Below are 21,437 nucleotides of genomic sequence, written 5' to 3'. Positions count from 1 at the left end.
AGGAGGCAGGCATGAGCGAGGATAGCATTGACGCAGGCTGCGCGCAGGTGCCCGGCGTCGAGCCATATGACGGTCCGGCAGGCGGCTGGGGTGCGCTGAAGGCCGTTGCTGTTGCCATAAGGGACCAGATGGGTGCCTCCACCGATACGCGCGCACTTCTCAAGATGAACCAGCCCACCGGCTTCGATTGTCCAGGATGTGCCTGGCCGGATCCGGCCAAGACATCCTCCTTTGAATTTTGCGAGAACGGCGCCAAGGCCGTCACCTGGGAGGCCACAGCCAAGCGCGTCGATAGCGATTTCTTCGCCCGGCATAGTGCCACGTCGCTGTGGGAATGGAGCGACCACCAGTTGGAGGATGCCGGGCGCCTTACCCATCCCCTGCGCTATGACCGGGACAGCGACCATTTCGTGCCAATCGGATGGGATGAGGCATTTGCGCGCATCGGGGCAGGTTTGCGGGCGCTGGACGATCCCAATCAGGCCGAATTCTATTGTTCGGGCCGGGCATCGAACGAAGCGGCATTCCTCTATCAGTTGATGGCACGCGCCTATGGCACGAACAATTTCCCTGACTGTTCGAACATGTGTCACGAGGGAACCAGCGTGGGCCTGCCCAAATCCATCGGCATTGGCAAAGGCACGGTAACGCTTGAAGATTTCGACCATGCAGATGCGATCTTCTGCATCGGCCATAATCCCGGCACGAACCATCCGCGTATGCTCTCGACGCTCAGCGCTGCCGCGCGCCGGGGTGCATCGATCGTCGTCGCCAATCCGATGAAGGAACGGGGGCTGGAACGGTTCAAATCGCCGCAGCATCCGACCGAGATGCTGTCGTCCAGTTCCACCCAGCTCGCCTCGGCCTATCATCAGGTCCGCGTCGGCGGCGACAGCGCTATGCTGAAAGGCATGATGAAGGCGCTGTTCGCGGCCGATACGGTCGACCTGGCTGCTGGCGGGCCGGGCCTGCTCGACCGGGCGTTCATTGCCGAACATACGCTGGGCATCACGGAGCTGCGTGCGGACATAGAGGCGACCGGATGGGACGAGATCATCCGTCGCTCCGGCCTTACGCGCGAAGCGATCGAGAGCATGGCCGAAACCTACTGGAGCTCCGAACGGGTCATCCTCTGCTATGGCATGGGCATCACCCAGCATGAGAATGGCACGGCCAATGTGCAGCAGCTGGCCAACCTCTTGCTGCTGCGCGGGAATATGGGCAAGCCGGGTGCGGGCATCTGTCCTCTCCGGGGGCACAGCAATGTGCAGGGCGACCGGACGGTCGGCATCACGGAGACTCCGGGCGAGGCGATGCTGGCGCGGATCGACGCCCGATTCGGCATCACCAGCCCCCGCGCCCATGGCCATGCCGCAGTGGAATCGCTCCAGGCGATGCGGGAGGGGCGATCGAAGGCGTGCATTTCGCTCGGCGGTAACCTTGCCATCGCCATGCCCGACCCGGATGCCTGTTTCGAGGCATTCCGCAAGCTGGACCTGTCAGTCAACATACTGACCAAATTCAATCGCACCTGCCTGCTCCTCGCCAGGGAAAGCATCGTGCTGCCCTGCCTTGGCCGCACCGAACTGGACGAGCAGGCGGAGGGCGAGCAATGGATCACGGTCGAAGACAGCATGTCGATGGTCCATGCCTCACGCGGTATGCTCAAAGCTGCCGGGCCGGAACTCAGATCAGAACCAGCCATCGTCGCAGGCATCGCCAAGGCGGCCCTTCCCGACAGCGACATCGACTGGGACTGGCTGGTCGCCGACTATGACCGCATTCGGGATGCCATCGAAGCGGTGTTTCCCGATTTTCGCGACTTCAACCTGCGTGTGCGGCAGAAAGGCGGCTTTCGCCTTACGGTCGGCGCATCGGAGCGTAAGTGGAACACGCCATCGGGCAAAGCCCATTTCCTGGTCCATCCACTAACCGGCGCGTCGGGCGAAGCAGGTGCGCTGCTCCTCACCACGATCCGCAGCCATGACCAGTATAATACCACCATCTACGGCATGAACGACCGCTATCGCGGCATTACCGGCCGCCGGGACGTGATCTTCGCTCATGAGGCAGATCTGGCTGAGCTGGGGCTGGCGCATGGCGACAGCGTAGATATCCATGCCGGGCCGGGGCGGTCGCTGACAGGCTATACCGTTGTCGCCCATGCCATCGCGCGGGGGTCGCTTGCGGCCTATTATCCAGAGGCGAACTGCCTAGTGCCGCTGGAGAACTATGATCGCGCGAGCGGCACTCCGTCCTACAAGTCAGTGCGCGTGACCATGGTGCGCCATGCCTAGATGCCCCGGTGACAGCGCCGCCTGCCCATTGGCTAAGCTCCCACAGCGTGCGCACGGGCAATCAGCGCGCGGGCTTGCTCGACATGCATGGTTTCGATCATCGCGCCTTCGAACCGTTCCGCCCCTCCGGTTGCGGCTGCGATCAGCCGACGAGCGTCGTCCAGCGCCTGCGCGTCCGGGCCGAAGGCATCATTGGCGACCGCGATCTGGTTGGGGTGGATCAGCGTCTTGCCATCGAAACCCAGCGCATGACCATCCCGGCACTCGTCCGCCAGCCCCGGCGCGTCGCCCAGCCGGTTATACACCCCATCGAACACGGCCAGTCCCGCCGCCCGTGCCGCCAGCACCACCGACTGCATTGCAAAGGCCAGTCCTTCGCGCCCGGCCGACGCAGGAATGTTCAGATCCTTGCGCAGGTCGTTATTGCCCATGAACAGGGCCGCGCACCCTTCCGTCGCTGCAATGTCCGCCGCGGCCAGCACGCCGCGCGCGCTTTCTATCATCGCGATCACCGGCTTTTGCGCCACGCTGAACACATCGCGCACCTGTTTGGGATGCTCGACCTTGGGCAACACGACATAGTCGGCCGCACTGCCTTTTAGCGCCACCATTTCCGCGCCATGCCACGGGGTGCCTTCCACATTGATCCGCGCCGCCGCGATGCGGGAGCCAAAGCCCTCAGCCAGTGCGGCGATGGCGTTTGCGCGCGCCGCCTCCTTCGCATCATCCGCCACGGCATCTTCCAGATCCAGTATCACCATGTCGCATGACAGCGTCCGCGCCTTGGCGATCGCCCGCGCGTTGGAGGCGGGCAGGAACAGCAGCGAACGGGCATGGCGCAGATGTATCATGACGGACTCTCCATTATCGACTGGCCCCTCCGTGACAGGAAGCGCGCAACAGGTGAAGCCCCGCCAACATGGAAATTGCCATGTCGGCGCTCGCAAATTTATGCCAAGTCGGGCAGGATCAGTCCGCCGGAGAGCCATTCCATGACCATCACGCGCCGCACTATTCTGACCGCTGGTGCATCTGCCATCGGCCTGACCGCGCTACCCGCGCGCGCGGCCCAAGCCCTCAATATGGCGGCTCCCGATGCGCAGGCCGAAGCGATGCTGGCCGACATGGCGGAGCAGATGCTGAACGATGCCCCCGAAAGCGCCAGCGGCCTTGGCATCGACACGGGACCGCGCGCCGCGCTCAAAAACCGGCTTGGCAACAAAAGCCCGGCCGGACAGGCGCAGACCGCCGTGCATGTGCGCGACAGGCTGGCCAAATTGCGTGCAGTCGACCTTGGCCCGCTATCGCCGGTCACGCGCACCAATGTCGATGTAGCGCGGACCGCGCATGAACTGGCGGCAGAAGGCTTTGCCTTTCCGTTCGGCGACATGGCGATCATGAACAGCAACTGGTCCTACCGCAATTCGCCCTATGCGGTGGCGCAGAATACCGGCGCATTCGTCGAAACGCCCGATTTCCTCGACAGCAACCATGGCATTGCCGCCCCCGCCGATGCCGACGCCTATCTGGCCCGCCTGAACGCCTATGCCGCCAATCTGGATGGCGAAACGCAACGGTTGAAACATGACGCCGGGATCGGTGTCGTCGCGCCTGCCTTCCTGCTCGACAAGATGCTGCGCCAGATCGACATGGTGCGGGCGCAACCCATCGACCAGTGGGTGCCGGTCGCATCCATCGCGCGGCGGACAAAGGACATGTCCGGCGACTATGGGGCGAAGGCGCAGCGAATCGTGCGCGATGCCGTGGCCCCGGCGCTGGAGCGGCAGGCCGCCGAGCTGCGCCGCCAGCGCGGCGGTGCCACCATGGATGCTGGCGTCTGGAAGCTGCCGCAGGGGGATGCCTATTATGCCTGGGCGTTGAAAGCCGGGACGACGACGATGATGACCCCGGACGAGGTTCACCGGCTGGGCATGGAGCAGCTGGCGGCGTTGCAGGGGCAGATGGATGGCCTGCTCAAGGGGCTGGGCATGACGCAGGGAACGGTCGGCGAGCGCATGACCGCGATGGGCAAGGATCCGCGCTACCTGTTCCCCAACACGGACGAGGGGCGGCAGCAGATCTTGTCGTTCATTGACGGGCGGCTGGCCGACATCCGCACGCGCCTGCCCCGCGCCTTTGCGACGCTGGTGCCGGCCAAACTGGTGGTCAAGCGTGTGCCGGTGGAGATTGAGGCAGGCGCACCGGGCGCTTATGCGGGCGCAGGGTCGATCGACGGATCGACGCCGGGCAATTATTATATCAACCTGCGCGATACCGGCATCTGGCCGCGCTACAGCCTGCCGACGCTTTGTTATCATGAGGGGATACCGGGCCATATCTGGCAGGGGGAATATAGTTACAAGCTACCGCTCATCCGCTCGCTGCTGGCGTTCAATGCCTATAGCGAGGGGTGGGCGCTCTATGCCGAGCAATTGGGCGACGAACTGGGTGCCTATGATGGCGATGTCGCGGGCAAGCTAGGCTATCTCCAGTCGATCGCCTATCGCTGCTGCCGACTGGTGGTGGACACCGGCCTCCATGCCAAACGCTGGACGCGGGAACAGGCGATCCACTGGTTCGCCACTACCAACGGATCGACCGTCGAGGATGTGCAGGCCGAGGTCGATCGCTACTGCGCATGGCCGGGGCAGGCGTGCGGATATAAGGTCGGCCATGGCGAAATCGTCCGCCTGCGCGCGACAGCGAAAGAGACGCTGGGTGCGCGTTTCGATTTTCGCCGGTTCAACGACGCGGTGGTTGGCGGCGGCGGGGTGCCGATGACGGTACTGGCGAAGAATGTCGAGGCGTGGGTCGCGGGGCAGCGCGCATAAAAAAGGGCCGGGAGATCGCTCTCCTGGCCCTTCATTGTCTCAAGGCAGGCCGGGGTTAGCCCACGAAAGCGCGTTCGATCACGAACTGGCCCGGCGCGGCGTTGGAGCCTTCGGTGAAGCCGTTTTCCTCGAACCAGGCAGCGAACTGCTTGATCATTTCCATGCTGCCGCACATCATGATCCGGTCAGTTTCGGGGTCGAATTTCGCCGCGCCCGGCACGCCTTCGAACAAGGTGCCGCTTTCGACCAGCTTGTCGATGCGCGCGGTGTTGCCGTCGAAAGGTTCGCGAGTCACGGTCGGCACATAGTGAAACTGGGTCGCGGCCTGTTCGGCCACCAGCGGATCTTCCGCCAGCTTGGTTGACAGTTCGTCACGAAACGCCAGGTCGCTGACACGGCGGACCGAATGGACGGCGACGACCTGTTCGTAAAATTCATACACGTCCGGGTCGCGCGACAGGCTGAGGAAAGGGGCAAGGCCCGTGCCGGTCGACAGCATGAACAGCCGCTTGCCCGGCAGCAGCGCGTCGGTGACCAGCGTGCCGGTCGGCTTGCGACCAAGGTAAATCTGGTCGCCCGGTTCGATCAGCTGGAGCCGCGAGGTCAGGGGACCATCCTGCACCTTGATCGAGAGAAACTCCAGTTCCTCGTCCCACGAAGGACTCGCAACCGAATAGGCGCGCAGCAGCGGTTTGCCATTGTCGCCCTTCAGGCCGATCATGACAAATTCGCCCGACCGGAAACGGAAGCTGGCGGGGCGGGAAATGCGGAAGCTGAACAGATGTTCGTTCCAGTGGCGCACCGACAGCACGGTTTCCACGGAAAGGGCGCCCGTCGGTTCCAGCACCGGCTTTTCGATCGTCACGTCGTTCAAGACCTTCTTCCTTGCCAATCCATCGGCGTCCACCATCAGAGGTCGCGCCAGTTGCGTATCGTTCGCAATAACTAATCTGTTACGCGAATGGAGCCAACGCAGCATGAAGGCAAGGCGAAAAAATCTTGTGCAGGCAAAAGGACGCCGTTGCCGGCGTCCCTGAACCTTCAGCCGAACAGACCCTTGGCGATGCCGCCCAGTTCGTTCATCGGATTACCGTCGCCGTCCCGATCGAACATGCCGCCCAGCTTGCCCAATATCGCTTCGGGTCCACCGAACTGGCCCAGCAATTCCTGCAACTTGTCAGCGGACACGCCATGGGCGGCGGCGGTTTCGGCAAGCGCCGCGACGCTGGTTTCGCCCGAACCGATCTTGCCGCTGATCTCGGTCATCAGACCCTGCATCTGTTCGGGCGTCATCCCGATTTGCGCCGCGATCGTTTCCAGACCACCCAATTTACCGATCATATCACCAAACATGCCCGCTACTCCCACTAAAGGTCAGCGCGCAGCATAGCATCGTTACGCATCCATCAAAAGAATTGGCGCAAAAAAAGGGCCGGGGAGATCGCTCTCCCCGGCCCTAAAAGTTGATTTTACCGCAATCAGGCTGCCGTCAGGGCCGCGCTGCGCACGCCTTCATCGACATGATCTTCGAACTGCGTGAAATTATCGACGAACTGCTTGACGAGGACCGCAGCCGTTTCGTCATAAGCGCTCGCGTCCGCCCACATGGCGCGCGGGTCGAGGATCTTGTCCTCAACACCCGCCACAGCGACCGGCACTTCGAACCCGAAATTGGGATCGGTGCGGAATTCCGCTGCGTTCAGGCTGCCGTCGAGTGCGGCGTTGAGCAGCGCGCGGGTCACCTTGATCGGCATCCGCTTGATGCCCGGCATCGTCGCCTTGCCGCCCGCCCAGCCGGTGTTGACCAGCCAGCAGGTGACGCCACCCTTGTTGATCCGTTCCTTGAGCAGATTGCCATAGACCGAGGGATGACGCGGCATGAACGGCGCGCCAAAGCAGGTGGAGAAGGTCGCGGTCGGCTCGGTCACGCCGATTTCGGTCCCTGCGACGCGCGCGGTATAGCCCGACAGGAAGTGATACATCGCCTGTTCCGGGGTCAGCCGCGCGATCGGCGGCAGCACGCCATAGGCGTCAGCGGTCAGGAAGATGATATTCTTCGGGACCGGACCCAGATTCTTCTCCGAAGTGTTGGGAATGAAGTCGATCGGATAGGAACCCCGGCTGTTTTCGGCCAGGCTGTTGTCGTCCAGGTCGATCGTGCGCGTTTCTTCGTCGATCACGACATTTTCCAGCACCGTGCCGAACCGCTTGGTGGTGGCGAAGATTTCCGGTTCGGCCTCGGCCGACAGGTTGATCATCTTGGCATAGCAGCCGCCTTCGAAATTGAAGACCGCCGTGTCCGACCAGCCATGTTCGTCATCGCCGATCAGCGTGCGGCTGGCGTCGGCCGACAGCGTCGTCTTGCCCGTGCCAGACAGGCCGAAGAAGACGGCTGTGTCGCCATTCGCGCCGATATTGGCCGAACAATGCATCGGCATCACGCCCTTCATCGGCAACAGATAGTTGAGGATGCCGAATACCGACTTCTTCATTTCGCCGGCATAAGCGGTGCCGCCGATCAGGATCAGCTTTTCGGTGAAGTTGACCGCGACCACGGTTTCGCTGCGGCAGCCATGACGCGCCGGGTCCGCCTTGAACGTGGGCAGGTCGATGATGGTATATTCCGGCGCAAAGCTGGCCTGTTCTTCCGCGCCCGGACGCACCAGCAGCGTGCGGATGAACAGATTATGCCAAGCGCGTTCGTTGATGACGCGCACATTGACGCGATGTTCAGGCTGCGACCCGCCGAACAGGTCGGCGACATAGAGCGTGTCCTTTTCGCCCAGCGCCTTGAAAAAGTCCGCCTTGAGCGCGGCGAAATGTTCGGGCGTCATCGCAACGTTGGTGGAACCCCACCAGACGGTCGATTCGGTTTCGGCATCGCGGACGATGAACTTGTCCTTGGCGCTGCGGCCGGTGTGCTTGCCGGTCTTGACGACCAACGGGCCGTCCTTGGACAATATGCCCTCGCCATTGCGGACCGCCGCTTCGACAAGCTGCGCGGTGCCCATATTCCAGAACTGGGTGGCATGGGTGGAAATGCCCTGATCGGCCAGGGTGATTGAGGATTTGGCCTGCACGCCTTTGCTCCTGATATGATGTTGTCGCGTCGCTGCCATTTCCATGGTCGCGCGCGTTCCGCTCCTCCGGCACCGCTGTCTGTTGCGCGATGTCCCTTGTTGCTGACGGACATCGCATAAGGCTTTGCGATTGGACCGTCAAATCCCCGTCATCTGGCATATGTGCCGAATTCCGACAGGTGGCGGCACGATCATGTGGATCGCCACCATTGCCCTTTCCTTGCGGCGGCCCACGGCATCGTCTAACGCTCTGGTCCACGCTTTCACGATCATCTGGGACACCGCATGACCGCAACCATCGCCTTGGTGGATGACGACAAGAATATCCTGACGTCCGTGTCGATCGCCCTCCAGACCGAAGGCTTTATGACGCGGGTCTATTCCGACCCCGAAGGCGCGCTCAAGGCGTTGCTGGACAATCCCGCCGACCTGGCCGTGTTCGACATCAAGATGCCGCGCATGGACGGACTGGAACTGTTGCGCCGGTTGCGGGAAAAGAGCGCGATGCCGGTCATTTTCCTGACGTCCAAGGCCGATGAACTGGACGAGGCGCTGGGGCTGGCGATGGGGGCGGACGATTATATTTCCAAGCCCTTCTCGCAACGGCTGCTGATCGCCCGCATCCGCGCCATCCTGCGCCGGGCCGAAGTCAGCCGGATGCCCGATGCGCCGGACGAGCCGGTTGCCGACCCGATCGTGCGGGGGCGGCTGGAAATGGATCCGGCGCGCCATCGGGTAAAATGGAAGGGGGAGGATGTGACGCTGACCGTCACCGAATTCCTGATCCTGGAGGCGCTGGCCCAGCGGCCCGGCGTGGTGAAGAACCGCAACCAGTTGATGGACACCGCCTATCAGGATGATGTCTATGTCGACGACCGGACGATCGACAGTCATATCAAGCGGCTGCGCCGCAAATTCCGCGAGGTAGATTCCGATTTTAACGCGATCGACACACTCTATGGCGCCGGATACCGATTCTCCGAGGAATGATGCGCCGGGCGCCCGGCTGCGCTGGTCCAACCGGATCAGCCTGACGCCGCGCATCCTGGCGGTGAACGTCTTTGCGCTGGCGCTGCTGGCGGGGGGGTTCTTCTACCTCGACAGCTATCGCACGCGCATCATCGACGCGCGGCTGGAACAGTCGGCGCGCGAGCTGAAACTGCTGGCGATCGGCCTGGATAATGCGCGGACCGACCGGCAGGGCGCGCTGATCGCGGCCTATGCGCGCCAGACCGGCGACCGGGTGCGGCGCTATGCACCCGATGGCCATCGCCTGTCCGACAGTTTTGCGATGAACGCGCCGCGCTATCGCCTGCGCCTGCCTTCGGAAGAAGGGTGGCAGCGCCATGTCGCGCGCTTTCTGGACAAGGCGATGGACCGGGTCGTGTCCGCCGACCGGCCGCCCAATTTCACAGAACCGACGGTCGATCGCGCCGAAGCGTGGCCCGAACTGCTGATGGCGCGCAAGACCGGGCGACCGCAGGCCGTGAACCGATATGCCCCCGACCGCACGATCGTCATATCCGCCGCCGTCATGATGCGCGACGGCACCAGCCTGTTCGCGACCGAAAATGCTCGCGACATCACACGCACGGTCAGGGCGGAGCGGCTGCGCCTGGGCATGGTGCTGGGCGTGGCGGCGCTGGCGTCGGTGCTGCTATCGCTGTTTCTGGCGCGGACCATCGTCCAGCCGCTCCAGCGACTGGCGCGCGCCGCCGTGCGGGTGCGGCTGGGCCGCGCGCGCGAAGTGACGGTGCCGCGCCTGCCCGAACGGCGCGACGAAATCGGTATGCTGGCGCGCGCGCTATCGGACATGAGCCATGCCCTGCGCCAGCGGATCGACGCGACCGATGCGTTCGCCGCCGATGTCAGCCATGAATTGAAGAACCCGATCGCATCGCTGCGGTCGGCCATAGAGGCGCTGGACCGGGTGGATCGGCCGGACCTGCGCGCGCAGTTGATGGCGATCGCGCAGGATGATGTGCGCAGACTCGACCGGCTGGTCACTGATATTGCCGAAGCGTCGCGCGTAGACGCGGAGCTTTCCCGCACCCGGTTCGAGCCGATCGACCTTGGCCTGCTGATCGAAAAGATGGTGATCGCACGGGAAGCGCGCGGGGTGCCGCGTGGCGTGCGTCTGGCCTTTGCCCGCCCGCGCAAGGATGTGGCGGTGGTGCTGGGCGAGGAAGGGCGGCTGATCCGCGTCCTCGACAACCTTATCGACAATGCCATATCCTTCTCCCCCGAAGGCGGGCTGGTGCGGATCGTGGCGACGGTGGCGGACGATCAGGTGCTGGTCAGCGTCGAGGATGAAGGGCCAGGCGTCCCCGAATCAGAGCGCGAACATGTGTTCCGCCGGTTCCACAGCGTGCGGCCGGAGGGCGAGAGTTTCGGTAAGCATTCGGGCCTTGGCCTCGCCATCGCCCGTTCGATCATCGACGGGCATCAGGGCCGGATCAGCATCGCCGACCGCCAGGATGATCTGAGCGGGGCGTGCTTCATCCTGCACCTGCCAATGGCGGTGGCGCGCGATCCGGGGATGGTTTCGGAGTGAACCGTCAGAAATCCAGTTCCGCGCGCCAGCCCACGACATCGACGCCATAGTCCCGCTTCGTACCGGCCAGGATCGCCGCGTTGGTATAGTCGAGATGGCCGTAATTGATGTTGAAGCGCAGATTTTCGATCGGCGTCCACACCAGCGCAGCAATGACGGCGTTCTGGGTGCCGCCGACGATGCCCTTGTCGTTCATGTTCAGATAGTCGTAGCGCACCGTCGCCTGCAACGCGCCCCAGCCGCCGCTGCCCATTGGGCGGGCGGGTTTGACGGTGCCTAATATGCCGTTCTTGTATCCGCGCGTTTCGCCGGTGAACACATAGCCCACTTCGCCATAGCCGCCGAAGAAAGTGGGGTCCGACAGGCCGGGACGCGACACGCGCAGCCAATGCCCTTCCCCCGCCCACCAGAGCGGACCGCGAGTGCCAGCCAGTTCGACGCCATAATGGCTTTCGCCATCCGCCGGGATGTTGGGCGTCGCCAGAAAGCGGCTGTTGCCGGTGTGGAGATAGGCGCGCTGGCGGTAGCGCTGGGGCGTTTCGGACAGGCGCTGAAAGTCACGCCAATGGGCCGATGCGCCGAAATGAAGCTGGGTCGCGCCGAATTTGGGGGCCAGCACGATGCGGCCATCGACGCCATAGCTGTTATTTTCGTCGCCACCATTGGCACCGTCCGACGCATTGGTCAGCGAATCGGCGCTGTCGGAGAAGATGCCCGCCTGCGCCAGCAGGATGCCGGAACGATATTGGGCGGACAGGCCCAGACGCCGTTCAAACCCGAAAGCGTCGGTAAAGGCGGCGCGTTCCATCACCGAACCGCCAGTGTCGCCGATCAGTTCGTCGAGCGACTGGAAGGCATTGTGATTGCCCAGCGTGACGAGCCACTTGCCCTTTTCATAGGTGATGAACGTGTCGACCAGATCGGAGACATTGTCCGACAGCTCCAGTTCCAGCTTGTAGCCGAATCCGCCGCCCAACTGCCCTTCCCCGCCCAGCCGCAGGCGGCGCAATTCATTGCCATAGCCCTTGGCCCGGTCGTTCACGCTGGCCGGGGTCATGAGCAGGCCAGCATCATATTGGATGCGACCCTTGACGTGGAAACTGGCCGCGCCCCTGGTGAATACAGGTCCGCCCTTCCAGTTGATTGCGGTGTCGCCCGCCGGTTTTGCCTGCGCGACTTTGGCCGGGGAAACCGCTGTCGTTTCAGCGGCTTGTTCCGTTTTGGCGACAGCGACAGAGACAGTGGGTGGCGTGTTGTTCAACCGTGCTTCCAGCCGGTCTACCTGCGCCTTCAGAGCCGCGACCTGCGCGCGCAAAGCCTCTGCCTCCGCCGCGTCCATGGCCTGCGCAGCGACCGGAAGCGGCGCCAGCAACAGGGCCAGCGCAGTGCCGGCGGCGAGTCGAGATTGCGGTGTCATATATGTCCCCGGTGTTTCCGGGTCGCCAATATGACCATCAAGTTACAATATGGCGTAGTATATAAGTCATTTTTATGACGTTTTTCCTATTGCGGATGATGATGCCATCATGGTTGGCGGTGGCAGCATGGCAGGCTAGGGTGACGGTCCCGTGATAGCTGCTTCCCATCCTTCTTCCCGGCGCTTCCATCGCCTTGCCCTTGCGGCGATGATGGCCTGTTGCGCGGCACTTTCGGGCTGTTCGGGCGAAGCGAGCGGGCCAGTGGCGGTCAGCGTGGTCGGCGATGCCGACGATCTGGCGCGACCGTTGCAGAACCTGCCCGATCCGGGGGCGAAGCTGATATTGGAAGCCACCGCGCAGGGGCTGGTCGCGTTCGACGCCAGTGGCGACATATTGCCTGCCCTGGCCCAGCGCTGGATCGTCGAGGATGACGGGCGCAGCTATATCTTCCGCATCCGCCGTGCATTCTGGGGCAATGGCACGCGCGTCACGGCGACCGATGTCGCCCGGATGCTGACGGCGCGGATCGCGGCGTTGCGTCGGCTGGACCCCGACGGGCCGCTCGATGCAGTGCAGACGGTGGTGCCGATGACGGGCGAAGTGATCGAAATCAAACTGGCCGCCGCCCGCCCCTATCTGCTCCAGATGCTGGCGCAGCCGCAAATGGCGGTGCTGACCCGCGAAGGCGGCACGGGTCCGTACCGGCGCACGCGACAGGGCAGCGCCGTCATGCTGACGCCAGCCGATCAGCCGGGCGGTGCCGATGGCGAGGACGAAGCGACGCCGCCACGCGACCTGCGCGTATTGCGGGCCGAACGGGCGGCGATGGCGATCGTGCGGTTTCAGCAGGGTGGCGCGGCATTAGTGCTGGGCGGGCGCTTTACCGATCTTCCGCTGCTGGTCCCTGCCGGGGTAGAGCGCAATGCCGTGCGCGCCGACCCGGTGCAGGGATTGTTCGGGCTGGCAGTGACGGGGGACGGCCCGCTGATCGACGATGCGAGCGTGCGCGCGGCGATCAACATGGCGATCGACCGCAGCCAGTTGCCCCCCTTCCTGCCGCTGGGCGGATGGGCGACGAGCGAACGGATCGTGCCGGACCAGATGGACCTGCCGCGCCCGCCAAGCGTGGCGGAATGGGCGGCGCTGCCGCTGCCCGAACGGCGGGTGCAGGCTGCCGATGCCGTGGCCCGTTGGCGCGAAGCGAATGGTGCGCCGCCCCCGATCCGCATTGCCCTGCCCAAGGGACCGGGCGCGACCTTGCTGTTCGGGCTGGTGCGGCGCGATCTGGCGGCGATCGGACTGGTGGCCGTTCGGGTCGATATGCGCGCGCAGGCCGACCTTAGGATGGTCGATGAAGTGGCCGCCTATGACAGCGCGCTCTGGTATCTGGGCCGCATCGGGTGCGCGCGCAAAGTCCATTGCAGCCGGGAAGCCGATGCGCAGTTGCAGGCCGCCAGCCTGGCCAGTTCAGCCGATGAACGCAGCGCCCGCATTGCGGACGCCGAAGCGCTGATGATGGCGCATAATGGCTATATTCCGCTTGGCACGCCGATCCGCTGGTCGCTGGTGTCGCGGCGGCTCAACGGCTTCCTGCCCTCCCCCCGCGCACGCCACCCATTGAACCGGCTGCTGCGCGACACCAAGTGAAGGGTGCAAGGAGACGACAAGCCCCATGGCGATTTCACCCAACCAGTTCGAAGCCGCCGCGCGCGCGATACCCGGCATGGGCCGCGACGCAGCGTCCGTCCGCCGCCGGATCGAAGCGATGGAACAATTGCTGGAAGGGTTGTTCGTCATTCCCGGCATCAACCGCCGGGTCGGGCTGGACACGATCGTCGGGCTGATCCCGGTCATCGGCGACCTGGCCACCGCGTCGATGGGCGCGTGGATGGTGTGGGAAGCCCGCAACCTTGGCATGTCGAAATGGCAACTGACGCGCATGGCCGCCAATGTCGGGGTCGATACGCTGGTCGGGGCGATACCCTTCGCCGGGGATATTTTCGATTTCGCCTTCCGCTCCAACACGCGCAACCTGCGCATCATCCGCAGGCATCTGGACCGGCATCATCCGTCGACCGCGATGATCGACGGGTAGGATCAGCGCGGCGGTTCGATCCGCAATTGCGCGCGGTTCGCGACTCCGCCCTGCTGCGGCGGACAGGCGATGTAGCGATATTTGCGATCCATACAGATCCACACTTCGCTGAGCGCGCCGTCGCGTGTGACGTTCAGGCGCAGGCCGTCCGCGACCATGCCCTTATTTCGTGCCGCGAAAGCCGCTCTGAAATCTCCAGCCGACAGGGTCGGCCGCTGCGCCAGCGCCGCCATGTCCGGGTAGCGCAGCGCGGAATAAAGCTGGCGCGACAGGGCGAAAAATCTGGTCGGGGTCGTCGGCATACAGGTGCCGTGTTTTTCCCATTCATGCTGGATCAGTTGGACAGACGGCGTCGCGCACAGATGATCGCGGATCACCTTGCGCGGCAGCAGGCCGGACGGCTTGCAATATTGCGGCCATTCCCTGCCATATCCGTCGGGCCACAGGCCATGCAGGGTGAAGGCGAAATCATTGTCCGATCGACACTGGAGCGCATCGCGCGCGCCGCCGCGCGACGTCTTGCAATATTGCGGCGTCCAGCTGACCGCGAGCGTGTAATAGCCGATCGGCAGGATACGCTTGGGATCGTCGACAGTTGGTCCCTCCACATGCGGACGCGCGATCATCGCGGGCAAGCGGCATTGGTTCGCCTGCGCCAGCGCCGTGCCGGGCGCAGCGATCAACAGCAAAGCAGCCAGCAACTTATGCATAAGCGAAATCCAATCCGATGTCGGCGGCAGGGGCCGACTGGGTCAGGCGGCCGACGCTGATATAGGTGACGCCGGTTTCCGCCTTTGCCCGGATGGTGTCGAGCGTGACGCCGCCCGACGCTTCGGTCGGCACGCGCCCGCCAACCAGTGTGACCGCGCCGCGCAGTGTGGCCGCGTCCATATTGTCGAGCAGCAAATGGGTTGCGCCAGCGGCCAGCGCGGGTTCGATCTGGTCGATCCGGTCGACTTCCACGATGATGCTGGCGACCCCGGCGGCGACGGCGCGGCGCACGGCTTCCTCCACCGATCCGGCGACGGCAACATGATTATCCTTGATCATCGCCGCATCCCAAAGCCCCATGCGGTGATTGGTCGCGCCGCCCATGCGGGTGGCGTATTTTTCAAGGATGCGCAGGCCCGGAATAGTCTTGCGCGTATCCAGCAATGTCGCGCCGGTCCCGGCGATGGCGTCGACATAGGCGCGCGCCATGGTGGCTATGCCCGTCAGATGCTGGACGGTGTTGAGCGCGGACCGTTCCGCCGTCAGCATCGCGCGGGCCTTGCCCCGGATGCGCAGGATGTCGGTCCCCGCCGCCACCCGATCGCCATCCTGGGCCAGCAGTGCGATTTCCACATCGGGGTCGAGCGCGCGGAAGAAAGCCGCCGCGATCGGCAGTCCGGCCAGCGTCACTGTGTCCCGGCTGTCCATCACTCCGTCGAAGATCGCATCGGCGGGAATCACCGCCTCACTGGTGACGTCGCGATTGTCCGGTCCCAGATCCTCCGCCAGCGTGGCGGCTACGAAGGTGGCAAGGTCGAAACCGGCCAGACTGAAGGCAGGGGACGAGACAGTCATCGCGCGCCGACATCCCCCTGCCCTACCGTGCCGCTGGCCATTTCCAGCATCCGGTCGAGGCTCTTTTTTGCGGCGAGGCGCAGGGTTTCGTTCATTTCAATGCGGGGCTGCAAGTCGCGCAGGGAAATATACAGCTTTTCCATCGTGTTGAGCGCCATATAGGGGCAGATGTTGCAGTTGCAGTTGCCGTCCGCGCCGGGCGCGCCGATGAAATGCTTGTGCGGGACCGCCTTTTCCATCTGGTGGATGATATGCGGTTCGGTGGCAACGATCAGCGTGTCGCCGGGCATCGTCTTGGCAAAGTCGAGGATGCCGCTGGTCGATCCGACATAGTCGGCATGATCGACGATATAGGGCGGACATTCGGGGTGGGCGGCGATCGGCGCGTCGGGGTGCAGCAGTTTCAGTTTCAGCAATTCGGTCTCGCTGAAGGCTTCATGCACGATGCACACGCCCGGCCACAACAGCATGTCGCGGCCCAGCTTGCGCTTGAGATAGCCGCCCAGATGCTTGTCGGGACCGAAAATGATCTTCTGGTCCTTGGGGATTTGCGACAGGATCTTTTCGGCGGACGAGGACGTCACGATGATGTCGGACAGCGCCTTCACTTCGGCCGAGCAGTTGATGTAGCTCAAGGCGATATGGTCCGGGTGGGCTTCGCGAAACGCCTTGAACTGGGCGGGGGGGCAGGAGTCTTCCAGGCTGCATCCGGCGTCCATGTCGGGCAGGATGACGATCTTGTCGGGCGACAATATCTTGGCGGTTTCGGCCATGAAGCGCACGCCGCAAAAGGCAATGACGTCAGCGTCGGTTTCCGCCGCTTTGCGCGACAGTTCAAGCGAATCGCCGACGAAATCGGACAGATCCTGAATTTCCGGGCTTTGGTAATAATGACCAAGGATGACGGCGTTGCGTTCCTTGCGCAGCCGATCGATTTCCGCGCGCAGGTCCGTACCCTGCGGGATGCCGGTGATAGCGTTCATACCCTGTAACTCCTCGGTCCTCGACTGCGCCCTAACGCTGTGGCGGCGTGTTGGCCAGTACCTCGTTCAGCGGCGTGGTCACGTCCCATTGTTCGCCGTTGCGGGCGGTGCGTTCTGGCGGAAAGGTGACGACCACCTGCGCGTCGCCAAATCCGGCGGCGGCGAGCGGGGCGGCCATCAGCCGGCCGATCGCCGCACGGCCATAATCGCGCGCCTGCGCCATGCGTTCGGGCGCGCGCGCGGTGGCCTGCGCGCGCTGTTGCGCATGGGCGGACACGCGGCGGTTAAGTGCCTCGCCCGCCTGCCGGGTCACGAACAGCCCGCCGGTGCGAACCAGCGTGCGGCGGCTTTCATCGACATTGGGGCGGCCCGGCGCAACGTCGGGCGCATGGACGATGAGGGTGCGGGTCTGCGGATTCCATTCCAGATCGCTTGCGGACAGGCGGCTGACGTCCACGAAATAATCGACCGTGAAGGGCATTTTCACCAACTGGTCGGATTTGAGCAGGCCAAAGCCGCGCACGTCCTGCGCCGTGCTTTGTATGGTGCCGGACATTTCCGACACTTTGAGGCTGCTGGTCCCGGCGATGCGCGCGGCGATCACCTTGGTCACGGCGGACCCGTCATCCTCCACGCTGACGACATAGTCGCGATTATAGCGCTGCCAGCCGACCAGCATCGCGCCGCCGACGATCAGGATCAGCAGCGCGACGGCCACCGGCCCGGCGTAGCGTTTCAGGCGATCTGCCATCGTCCGTCCGGCTGCGGCGCGGCGATGCCCCGCCCGTCGAGATCAATGAGATGCGCCAGCACCGAGCGCCCGGCGGCCGGGTGCAGGCGCGGATCGACGCCCTTGTACATTTCGGCGACCATGTCGGGGATGGCGCTGGTGCCGTTGCGTTCGAGGAAGCGCAATATCTGCCCCTCCCGCTGCTTGCGATGACCCATCATGCCGCGCACCAGCCGCTGGGGATTGTCGATCGGTTCGCCATGGGCGGGGTAATAGACGTAGTCGTCCCGGTCGAGCAGCCGCTGCATGGAGCGCATATAGGCGCTCATGTCGCCATCGGGGGGCGAAATGACGCTGGTGGACCAGCCCATGACATGATCGCCCGTGAACAACGCCTGTTCTTGCGAAAGGGCGAAGCAGAGGTGGTTGGAGGTGTGGCCGGGCGTCGTGACGGCTTCCAGCGTCCAGCCCTGCCCGCTCACCCGGTCGCCATCGCCCAGCACCCGGTCGGGGCGATAGGCCGCATCGAACGCGGCGTCGGCACGCGGGCCGTCATCGTCCAGCGTCAGCGGCGCGCAACCGATGATCGGCGCGCCGGTTGCGTCGCTCAAGGGGCGCGCGGCGGGGCTGTGGTCGCGGTGGGTGTGGGTGCAGAGGATCGCGACGACCGGACGGCCAGCGATGGCGGCAGTCAGCGCGGCCAGATGCGCCGGATCGTCCGGGCCGGGGTCGATCACTGCGACATCGTGCGCCCCGGCCAGATAGGTTTGCGTGCCGGTATAGGTAAAGGGCGATGGATTGGGTGCCAGCACCCGCGCCACCAGTGGAGACAGCGGCATCGCTATGCCGGTCGGCAGATCGGCCGGATCGAAAGGGAGTGCCATAAGGTCCATGTGCCACTTTCCGGCTGGATTTCAAGGGCGGGAGGGATTCCATCGGCCTCCGTCCTGCTCTAGACCGGGGATATGGCTGCATCCGACCTTATCGAACGCTGGCGCGCGCATCTGGCGCTCGACCGGCGGCGCTCGACTCATACGGTGCGGGCTTATGTCGCCACGGCGGAGCGGTTGCAGGCCTTTCTGACCGAACATCATGGGCAAGTCGCCGATGCGGCGCGGCTGGCAAAGCTGGAACAGGCGGACCTGCGCGCGTTTCTGACGGCGCGGCGGATGGATGGCATCGGCAATCTGTCGGCGGCACGGGAATTGTCTGCCGTGCGCGGGTTTTTGCGCTTTTGCGGGGGAGAGGATGCGGCGATCCCGCAGTTGAAAGGCCCACGGGTCAAGCGTGGCCTGCCCCGACCCATTTCGCCTGATGAAGTCGTGGCGCTGGCGCAGGACATTGCCGAGGGCGCGCGCGAGCCGTGGATCGGCGCGCGCGATTGGGCAGTGCTGCTGCTGCTTTATGGCGCGGGGCTGCGCATTGGCGAAGCGATGGGGTTGCAGGGTGACGTGCTGCCGCTGGGCGATGTGCTGCGGGTAACGGGCAAGCGCAACAAGACGCGGATGGTCCCGCTGCTGCCGCAGGTGCGCGACGCGATGCTGGCCTATGTCGAGCAATGCCCCCATCCACAGGCGCGCAACCAGCCGTTGTTTCGCGGCGCGCGGGGCGGACCATTATCGCCTGCGCTGATTCGCCGCGCGGTGCAGGGTGCGCGCGGGCGGCTGGGCCTGTCGGATCGGACGACGCCCCATGCGTTACGCCACAGCTTTGCGACGCATCTGCTGGGGCGCGGGGCGGATTTGCGGTCGTTGCAGGAATTGCTGGGCCATGCCAGCCTGTCGTCCACCCAAGTCTATACGCAGGTGGACGCAGCCCACCTGATGGACGTCTATCGCGCCGCGCATCCGCGCGCCTGACCGCGTCATCATGATGCCGTAATTGCGCGCCAGCCTGTCGCCATGCTGCGTCTCATCCTGGCCCTGCAAGGCGTGCCTGCCGATTTCGACCTGCGCACGGTGCGTCCCGCCGCGCCGCCCGACGCCATCGTCGTGACGGCGCGCAAGCAGAGCCAGCGGATCGAGCGGGAGCCTGTCGGCATCGAGCCACCGCTGGGCCGCGCGGAGTTCCGTCTGTTCGGCAATGTGAAGGGGAATGTCCATGTCGAAAGCCAGAGCTTTGGCAATGGCACGACGTCGAAACGGGTGATGGTGGGCGTTAAGGTGCCGTTTTAACCCTTGGGTCGCCAGGTCGCCAGCCGCCACAGGTAGATCAGTATCGCGCCCACGACGCAGGCCGTCGCGGCCGGACCGACATAGCGGTCGATGTCCTGAAAATTCTTACCCAAAATAACGCCCGCATAAGCCAGCAATATGTTCCAGATCAGCGCCCCGCCCGCCGTCCAGGCGAGAAAGCGGATATGACCCATGCGGAACAGGCCGGCGGGCAGCGAGATCATGGTGCGTAGCGCGGGCATGAAGCGGAACACGAAGACGACGATCTGGCCATATTTGCCGAACAGCCGGTCCAGCGCCTCGACATCGCGCCATTCCAGCGTCGCCCAGCGGCCAAAGCGATCCACCAGCGGTTTCAACCGGCCAAAGCCCAATATATGCCCGACCAGATACCAGAAATAATTGCCGACGGTAGTGCCGATCGTCCCGGCGACGAGCAGCCACTCCATCGCCATCCGCCCCTGACCCACGCGGATGCCACCAATGCCCATGATGAGTTCGGACGGGATCGGCGGAAAGACATTTTCCAGCACCATCAGCGCGAATATGCCCCAATAGCCACCCGCGTCGATCAGGCGGAGAACCCAGTCCGTCATGGGTTCAACGCTCCGTCATCCCCGCGCAGGCGGGCATCTCGCCTGCATTTCAGGTCCCAAAGAAAAGGGAGATCCCGGCCTGCGCCGGGATGACGGGGGTGGGGCATGGGGGTCAGGCCGCTGCCCGTGCCGCCAGCCGGGCGTCGATCGCGTCCCAGATCAGGCCGCCGGTGTCGGTGCCGTCGAAAGCGTCGATCGACACGATGCCGGTGGGCGAAGTTACATTGATTTCGGTCAGCCATTCGCCGCCGATCACGTCGATACCCACGAACAACAGGCCGCGTCGCTTGAGTTCCGGGCCGAGCGCGGCGCAGATTTCGCGTTCCTTGTCGGTCAGTTGTGTCTTTGCCGCCGATCCGCCGACGGCCAGGTTGGAGCGGATTTCGCCCGCGCCGGGGATGCGGTTCACTGCGCCTGCGACATCGCCATCCACCAGCACGATACGCTTGTCGCCTTCCGCGACGCCGGGGATGAATGCCTGCACCATGAAAGGCTCGACCCATGACGCCTTGAAGAGTTCCACGAGCGACGACAGGTTCGATCCTTTCGCATCGACATGAAACACGGCGACGCCCCCATTGCCGTAGAGCGGCTTGACGACGATTTCGCCATGTTCGGCCAGGAAACTGCGCACTTCGGCCAGATCGCGCGTGATCATGGTGGGCGGCATGAAGCGGGCATAATCCAGCACGAACAATTTTTCGGGCGCGTTGCGGACGCTGGCGGGATCATTCACCACCAGCGTTTCTTCCTGCACCCGTTCGAGCAGGTGGGTGGCGGTGATGTAGCTTAAATCAAAGGGCGGATCCTGCCGCATCAGCACGACATCGACGTCGCGGCCAAGGTCGATCATTTCCGCCGGGCCGAAGGCGAAATGGTCGCCCGGCACCTTCTGCACCTTGACCGGATGCGCCTTCGCCAGCACGCGGCCATCGCGGAAAGTCAGGTCGTTGGCGAGATAATGGTAGAGGCGATGCCCGCGCGCCTGCCCCGCCAGCATGATGTGGAAGGTCGAATCGCCCGCAATGCCAATGCCCTCCATCGGGTCCATCTGCACAGCGACGGTCAGGGGGTTGAGGGTGGTCATGCTCATCCTTCTTCCTTTGGGGGCGG

The 21,437-nt window shown here is 64.2% G+C and carries 20 protein-coding genes; 8 read left to right on the top strand and 12 right to left on the bottom strand.

All coding sequences use genetic code 11. The annotated features are described in order from the left end of the window. The first annotated feature begins 11 nt into the window (after positions 1-11). A complete protein-coding gene (locus SPBM01_RS20565; RefSeq protein ID WP_188063300.1) occupies positions 12-2,297 on the top strand; it encodes an FdhF/YdeP family oxidoreductase in 2,286 nt (761 codons plus the stop codon). Positions 2,298-2,329: 32 nt separating this feature from the next. On the opposite strand, the gene SPBM01_RS20560 is transcribed toward SPBM01_RS20565, so the two are convergent. After that, on the bottom strand, positions 2,330-3,145 hold the full coding sequence (locus SPBM01_RS20560) for an HpcH/HpaI aldolase/citrate lyase family protein (protein WP_188065865.1): 816 nt from the start codon (positions 3,143-3,145) through the stop codon (positions 2,330-2,332). A gap of 144 nt (positions 3,146-3,289) precedes the next feature. Between SPBM01_RS20560 and SPBM01_RS20555 the strand changes: the two genes are divergently transcribed. Beyond that, a complete protein-coding gene (locus tag SPBM01_RS20555; RefSeq protein ID WP_188063299.1) occupies positions 3,290-5,128 on the top strand; it encodes a DUF885 domain-containing protein in 1,839 nt (612 codons plus the stop codon). Between the two features lie 55 nt (positions 5,129-5,183). On the opposite strand, the gene SPBM01_RS20550 is transcribed toward SPBM01_RS20555, so the two are convergent. The 3 genes from SPBM01_RS20550 to SPBM01_RS20540 all read right to left on the bottom strand — a co-directional run bounded on the left by SPBM01_RS20550 (position 5,184) and on the right by SPBM01_RS20540 (position 8,208). Continuing rightward, positions 5,184-6,002 (bottom strand): ferredoxin--NADP reductase, encoded by an 819-nt coding sequence (locus SPBM01_RS20550; protein WP_188063298.1) that lies wholly within the window; start codon positions 6,000-6,002, stop codon positions 5,184-5,186. 167 nt (positions 6,003-6,169) lie between these two features. Beyond that, the gene (locus SPBM01_RS20545; protein WP_188063297.1) at positions 6,170-6,481 is read right to left on the bottom strand and encodes a hypothetical protein; all 312 of its coding nucleotides are present in this window, start codon (positions 6,479-6,481) and stop codon (positions 6,170-6,172) included. Positions 6,482-6,606: 125 nt separating this feature from the next. Beyond that, positions 6,607-8,208, bottom strand: a complete 1,602-nt coding sequence (locus SPBM01_RS20540) for a phosphoenolpyruvate carboxykinase (RefSeq protein ID WP_188063296.1) — start codon at positions 8,206-8,208, stop codon at positions 6,607-6,609. Between the two features lie 285 nt (positions 8,209-8,493). Here SPBM01_RS20540 and SPBM01_RS20535 point away from each other — a divergent pair, with 285 nt between their 5' ends. Continuing rightward, positions 8,494-9,198, top strand: coding sequence for a response regulator transcription factor (locus tag SPBM01_RS20535; protein WP_188063295.1), 705 nt, complete (start codon positions 8,494-8,496; stop codon positions 9,196-9,198). After that, positions 9,167-10,762 (top strand): ATP-binding protein, encoded by a 1,596-nt coding sequence (locus SPBM01_RS20530; RefSeq protein WP_188063294.1) that lies wholly within the window; start codon positions 9,167-9,169, stop codon positions 10,760-10,762. The genes SPBM01_RS20535 and SPBM01_RS20530 overlap by 32 nt, the downstream gene beginning before the upstream one ends. A gap of 4 nt (positions 10,763-10,766) precedes the next feature. On the opposite strand, the gene SPBM01_RS20525 is transcribed toward SPBM01_RS20530, so the two are convergent. Further along, positions 10,767-12,179: an OprO/OprP family phosphate-selective porin gene (locus tag SPBM01_RS20525; protein WP_188063293.1), complete on the bottom strand. Its 1,413-nt coding sequence runs from the start codon at positions 12,177-12,179 to the stop codon at positions 10,767-10,769. A gap of 208 nt (positions 12,180-12,387) precedes the next feature. Between SPBM01_RS20525 and SPBM01_RS20520 the strand changes: the two genes are divergently transcribed. Then, positions 12,388-13,827: an ABC transporter substrate-binding protein gene (locus SPBM01_RS20520; protein WP_188065864.1), complete on the top strand. Its 1,440-nt coding sequence runs from the start codon at positions 12,388-12,390 to the stop codon at positions 13,825-13,827. A gap of 25 nt (positions 13,828-13,852) precedes the next feature. Then, on the top strand, positions 13,853-14,275 hold the full coding sequence (locus tag SPBM01_RS20515; RefSeq protein WP_188063292.1) for a DUF4112 domain-containing protein: 423 nt from the start codon (positions 13,853-13,855) through the stop codon (positions 14,273-14,275). A 2-nt stretch (positions 14,276-14,277) separates the two neighbouring features. On the opposite strand, the gene SPBM01_RS20510 is transcribed toward SPBM01_RS20515, so the two are convergent. Genes SPBM01_RS20510 through SPBM01_RS20490 form a run of 5 tightly spaced genes read right to left on the bottom strand, consistent with a single transcriptional unit; the run spans position 14,278 to position 18,438 of the window. Next, positions 14,278-14,985 (bottom strand): ribonuclease T2 family protein, encoded by a 708-nt coding sequence (locus SPBM01_RS20510; RefSeq protein ID WP_188063291.1) that lies wholly within the window; start codon positions 14,983-14,985, stop codon positions 14,278-14,280. Further along, a complete protein-coding gene (gene nadC, locus SPBM01_RS20505) occupies positions 14,978-15,841 on the bottom strand; it encodes a carboxylating nicotinate-nucleotide diphosphorylase (protein WP_188063290.1) in 864 nt (287 codons plus the stop codon). Before nadC ends, SPBM01_RS20510 begins: the two co-directional genes overlap by 8 nt. Further along, positions 15,838-16,824: a quinolinate synthase NadA gene (gene nadA / locus SPBM01_RS20500; protein ID WP_188063289.1), complete on the bottom strand. Its 987-nt coding sequence runs from the start codon at positions 16,822-16,824 to the stop codon at positions 15,838-15,840. The genes nadC and nadA overlap by 4 nt, the downstream gene beginning before the upstream one ends. A gap of 31 nt (positions 16,825-16,855) precedes the next feature. Beyond that, positions 16,856-17,575, bottom strand: coding sequence for a DUF4230 domain-containing protein (locus tag SPBM01_RS20495; protein ID WP_188063288.1), 720 nt, complete (start codon positions 17,573-17,575; stop codon positions 16,856-16,858). Further along, positions 17,560-18,438 (bottom strand): MBL fold metallo-hydrolase, encoded by an 879-nt coding sequence (locus SPBM01_RS20490; protein WP_188063287.1) that lies wholly within the window; start codon positions 18,436-18,438, stop codon positions 17,560-17,562. The genes SPBM01_RS20495 and SPBM01_RS20490 overlap by 16 nt, the downstream gene beginning before the upstream one ends. 81 nt (positions 18,439-18,519) lie before the next feature. Here SPBM01_RS20490 and SPBM01_RS20485 point away from each other — a divergent pair, with 81 nt between their 5' ends. Continuing rightward, complete coding sequence (locus SPBM01_RS20485) at positions 18,520-19,413, top strand: tyrosine recombinase XerC (RefSeq protein WP_188063286.1); 894 nt, start codon at positions 18,520-18,522, stop codon at positions 19,411-19,413. Positions 19,414-19,455: 42 nt separating this feature from the next. After that, entirely contained in the window at positions 19,456-19,728 is a 273-nt protein-coding gene (locus SPBM01_RS20480; protein ID WP_188063285.1) for a hypothetical protein, read from the top strand. Here the strand turns inward: SPBM01_RS20480 and SPBM01_RS20475 are convergent. Together SPBM01_RS20475 and gshB are read right to left on the bottom strand one after the other, a co-directional pair. Further along, positions 19,725-20,324 (bottom strand): DedA family protein, encoded by a 600-nt coding sequence (locus tag SPBM01_RS20475; protein ID WP_188063284.1) that lies wholly within the window; start codon positions 20,322-20,324, stop codon positions 19,725-19,727. The genes SPBM01_RS20480 and SPBM01_RS20475 overlap by 4 nt on opposite strands. A 112-nt stretch (positions 20,325-20,436) precedes the next feature. Further along, complete coding sequence (gshB, locus tag SPBM01_RS20470) at positions 20,437-21,411, bottom strand: glutathione synthase (RefSeq protein ID WP_188065863.1); 975 nt, start codon at positions 21,409-21,411, stop codon at positions 20,437-20,439. Between the last annotated feature and the right edge of the window lie 26 nt (positions 21,412-21,437).

Origin of the sequence: Sphingobium sp. KCTC 72723, assembly GCF_014280435.1 — a bacterium.
Taxonomy (GTDB): Bacteria; Pseudomonadota; Alphaproteobacteria; order Sphingomonadales; family Sphingomonadaceae; genus Sphingobium.
The sequence above is the reverse complement of the archived record's forward strand: the minus strand, read 5'-3'. Positions and strand labels throughout refer to the sequence as shown.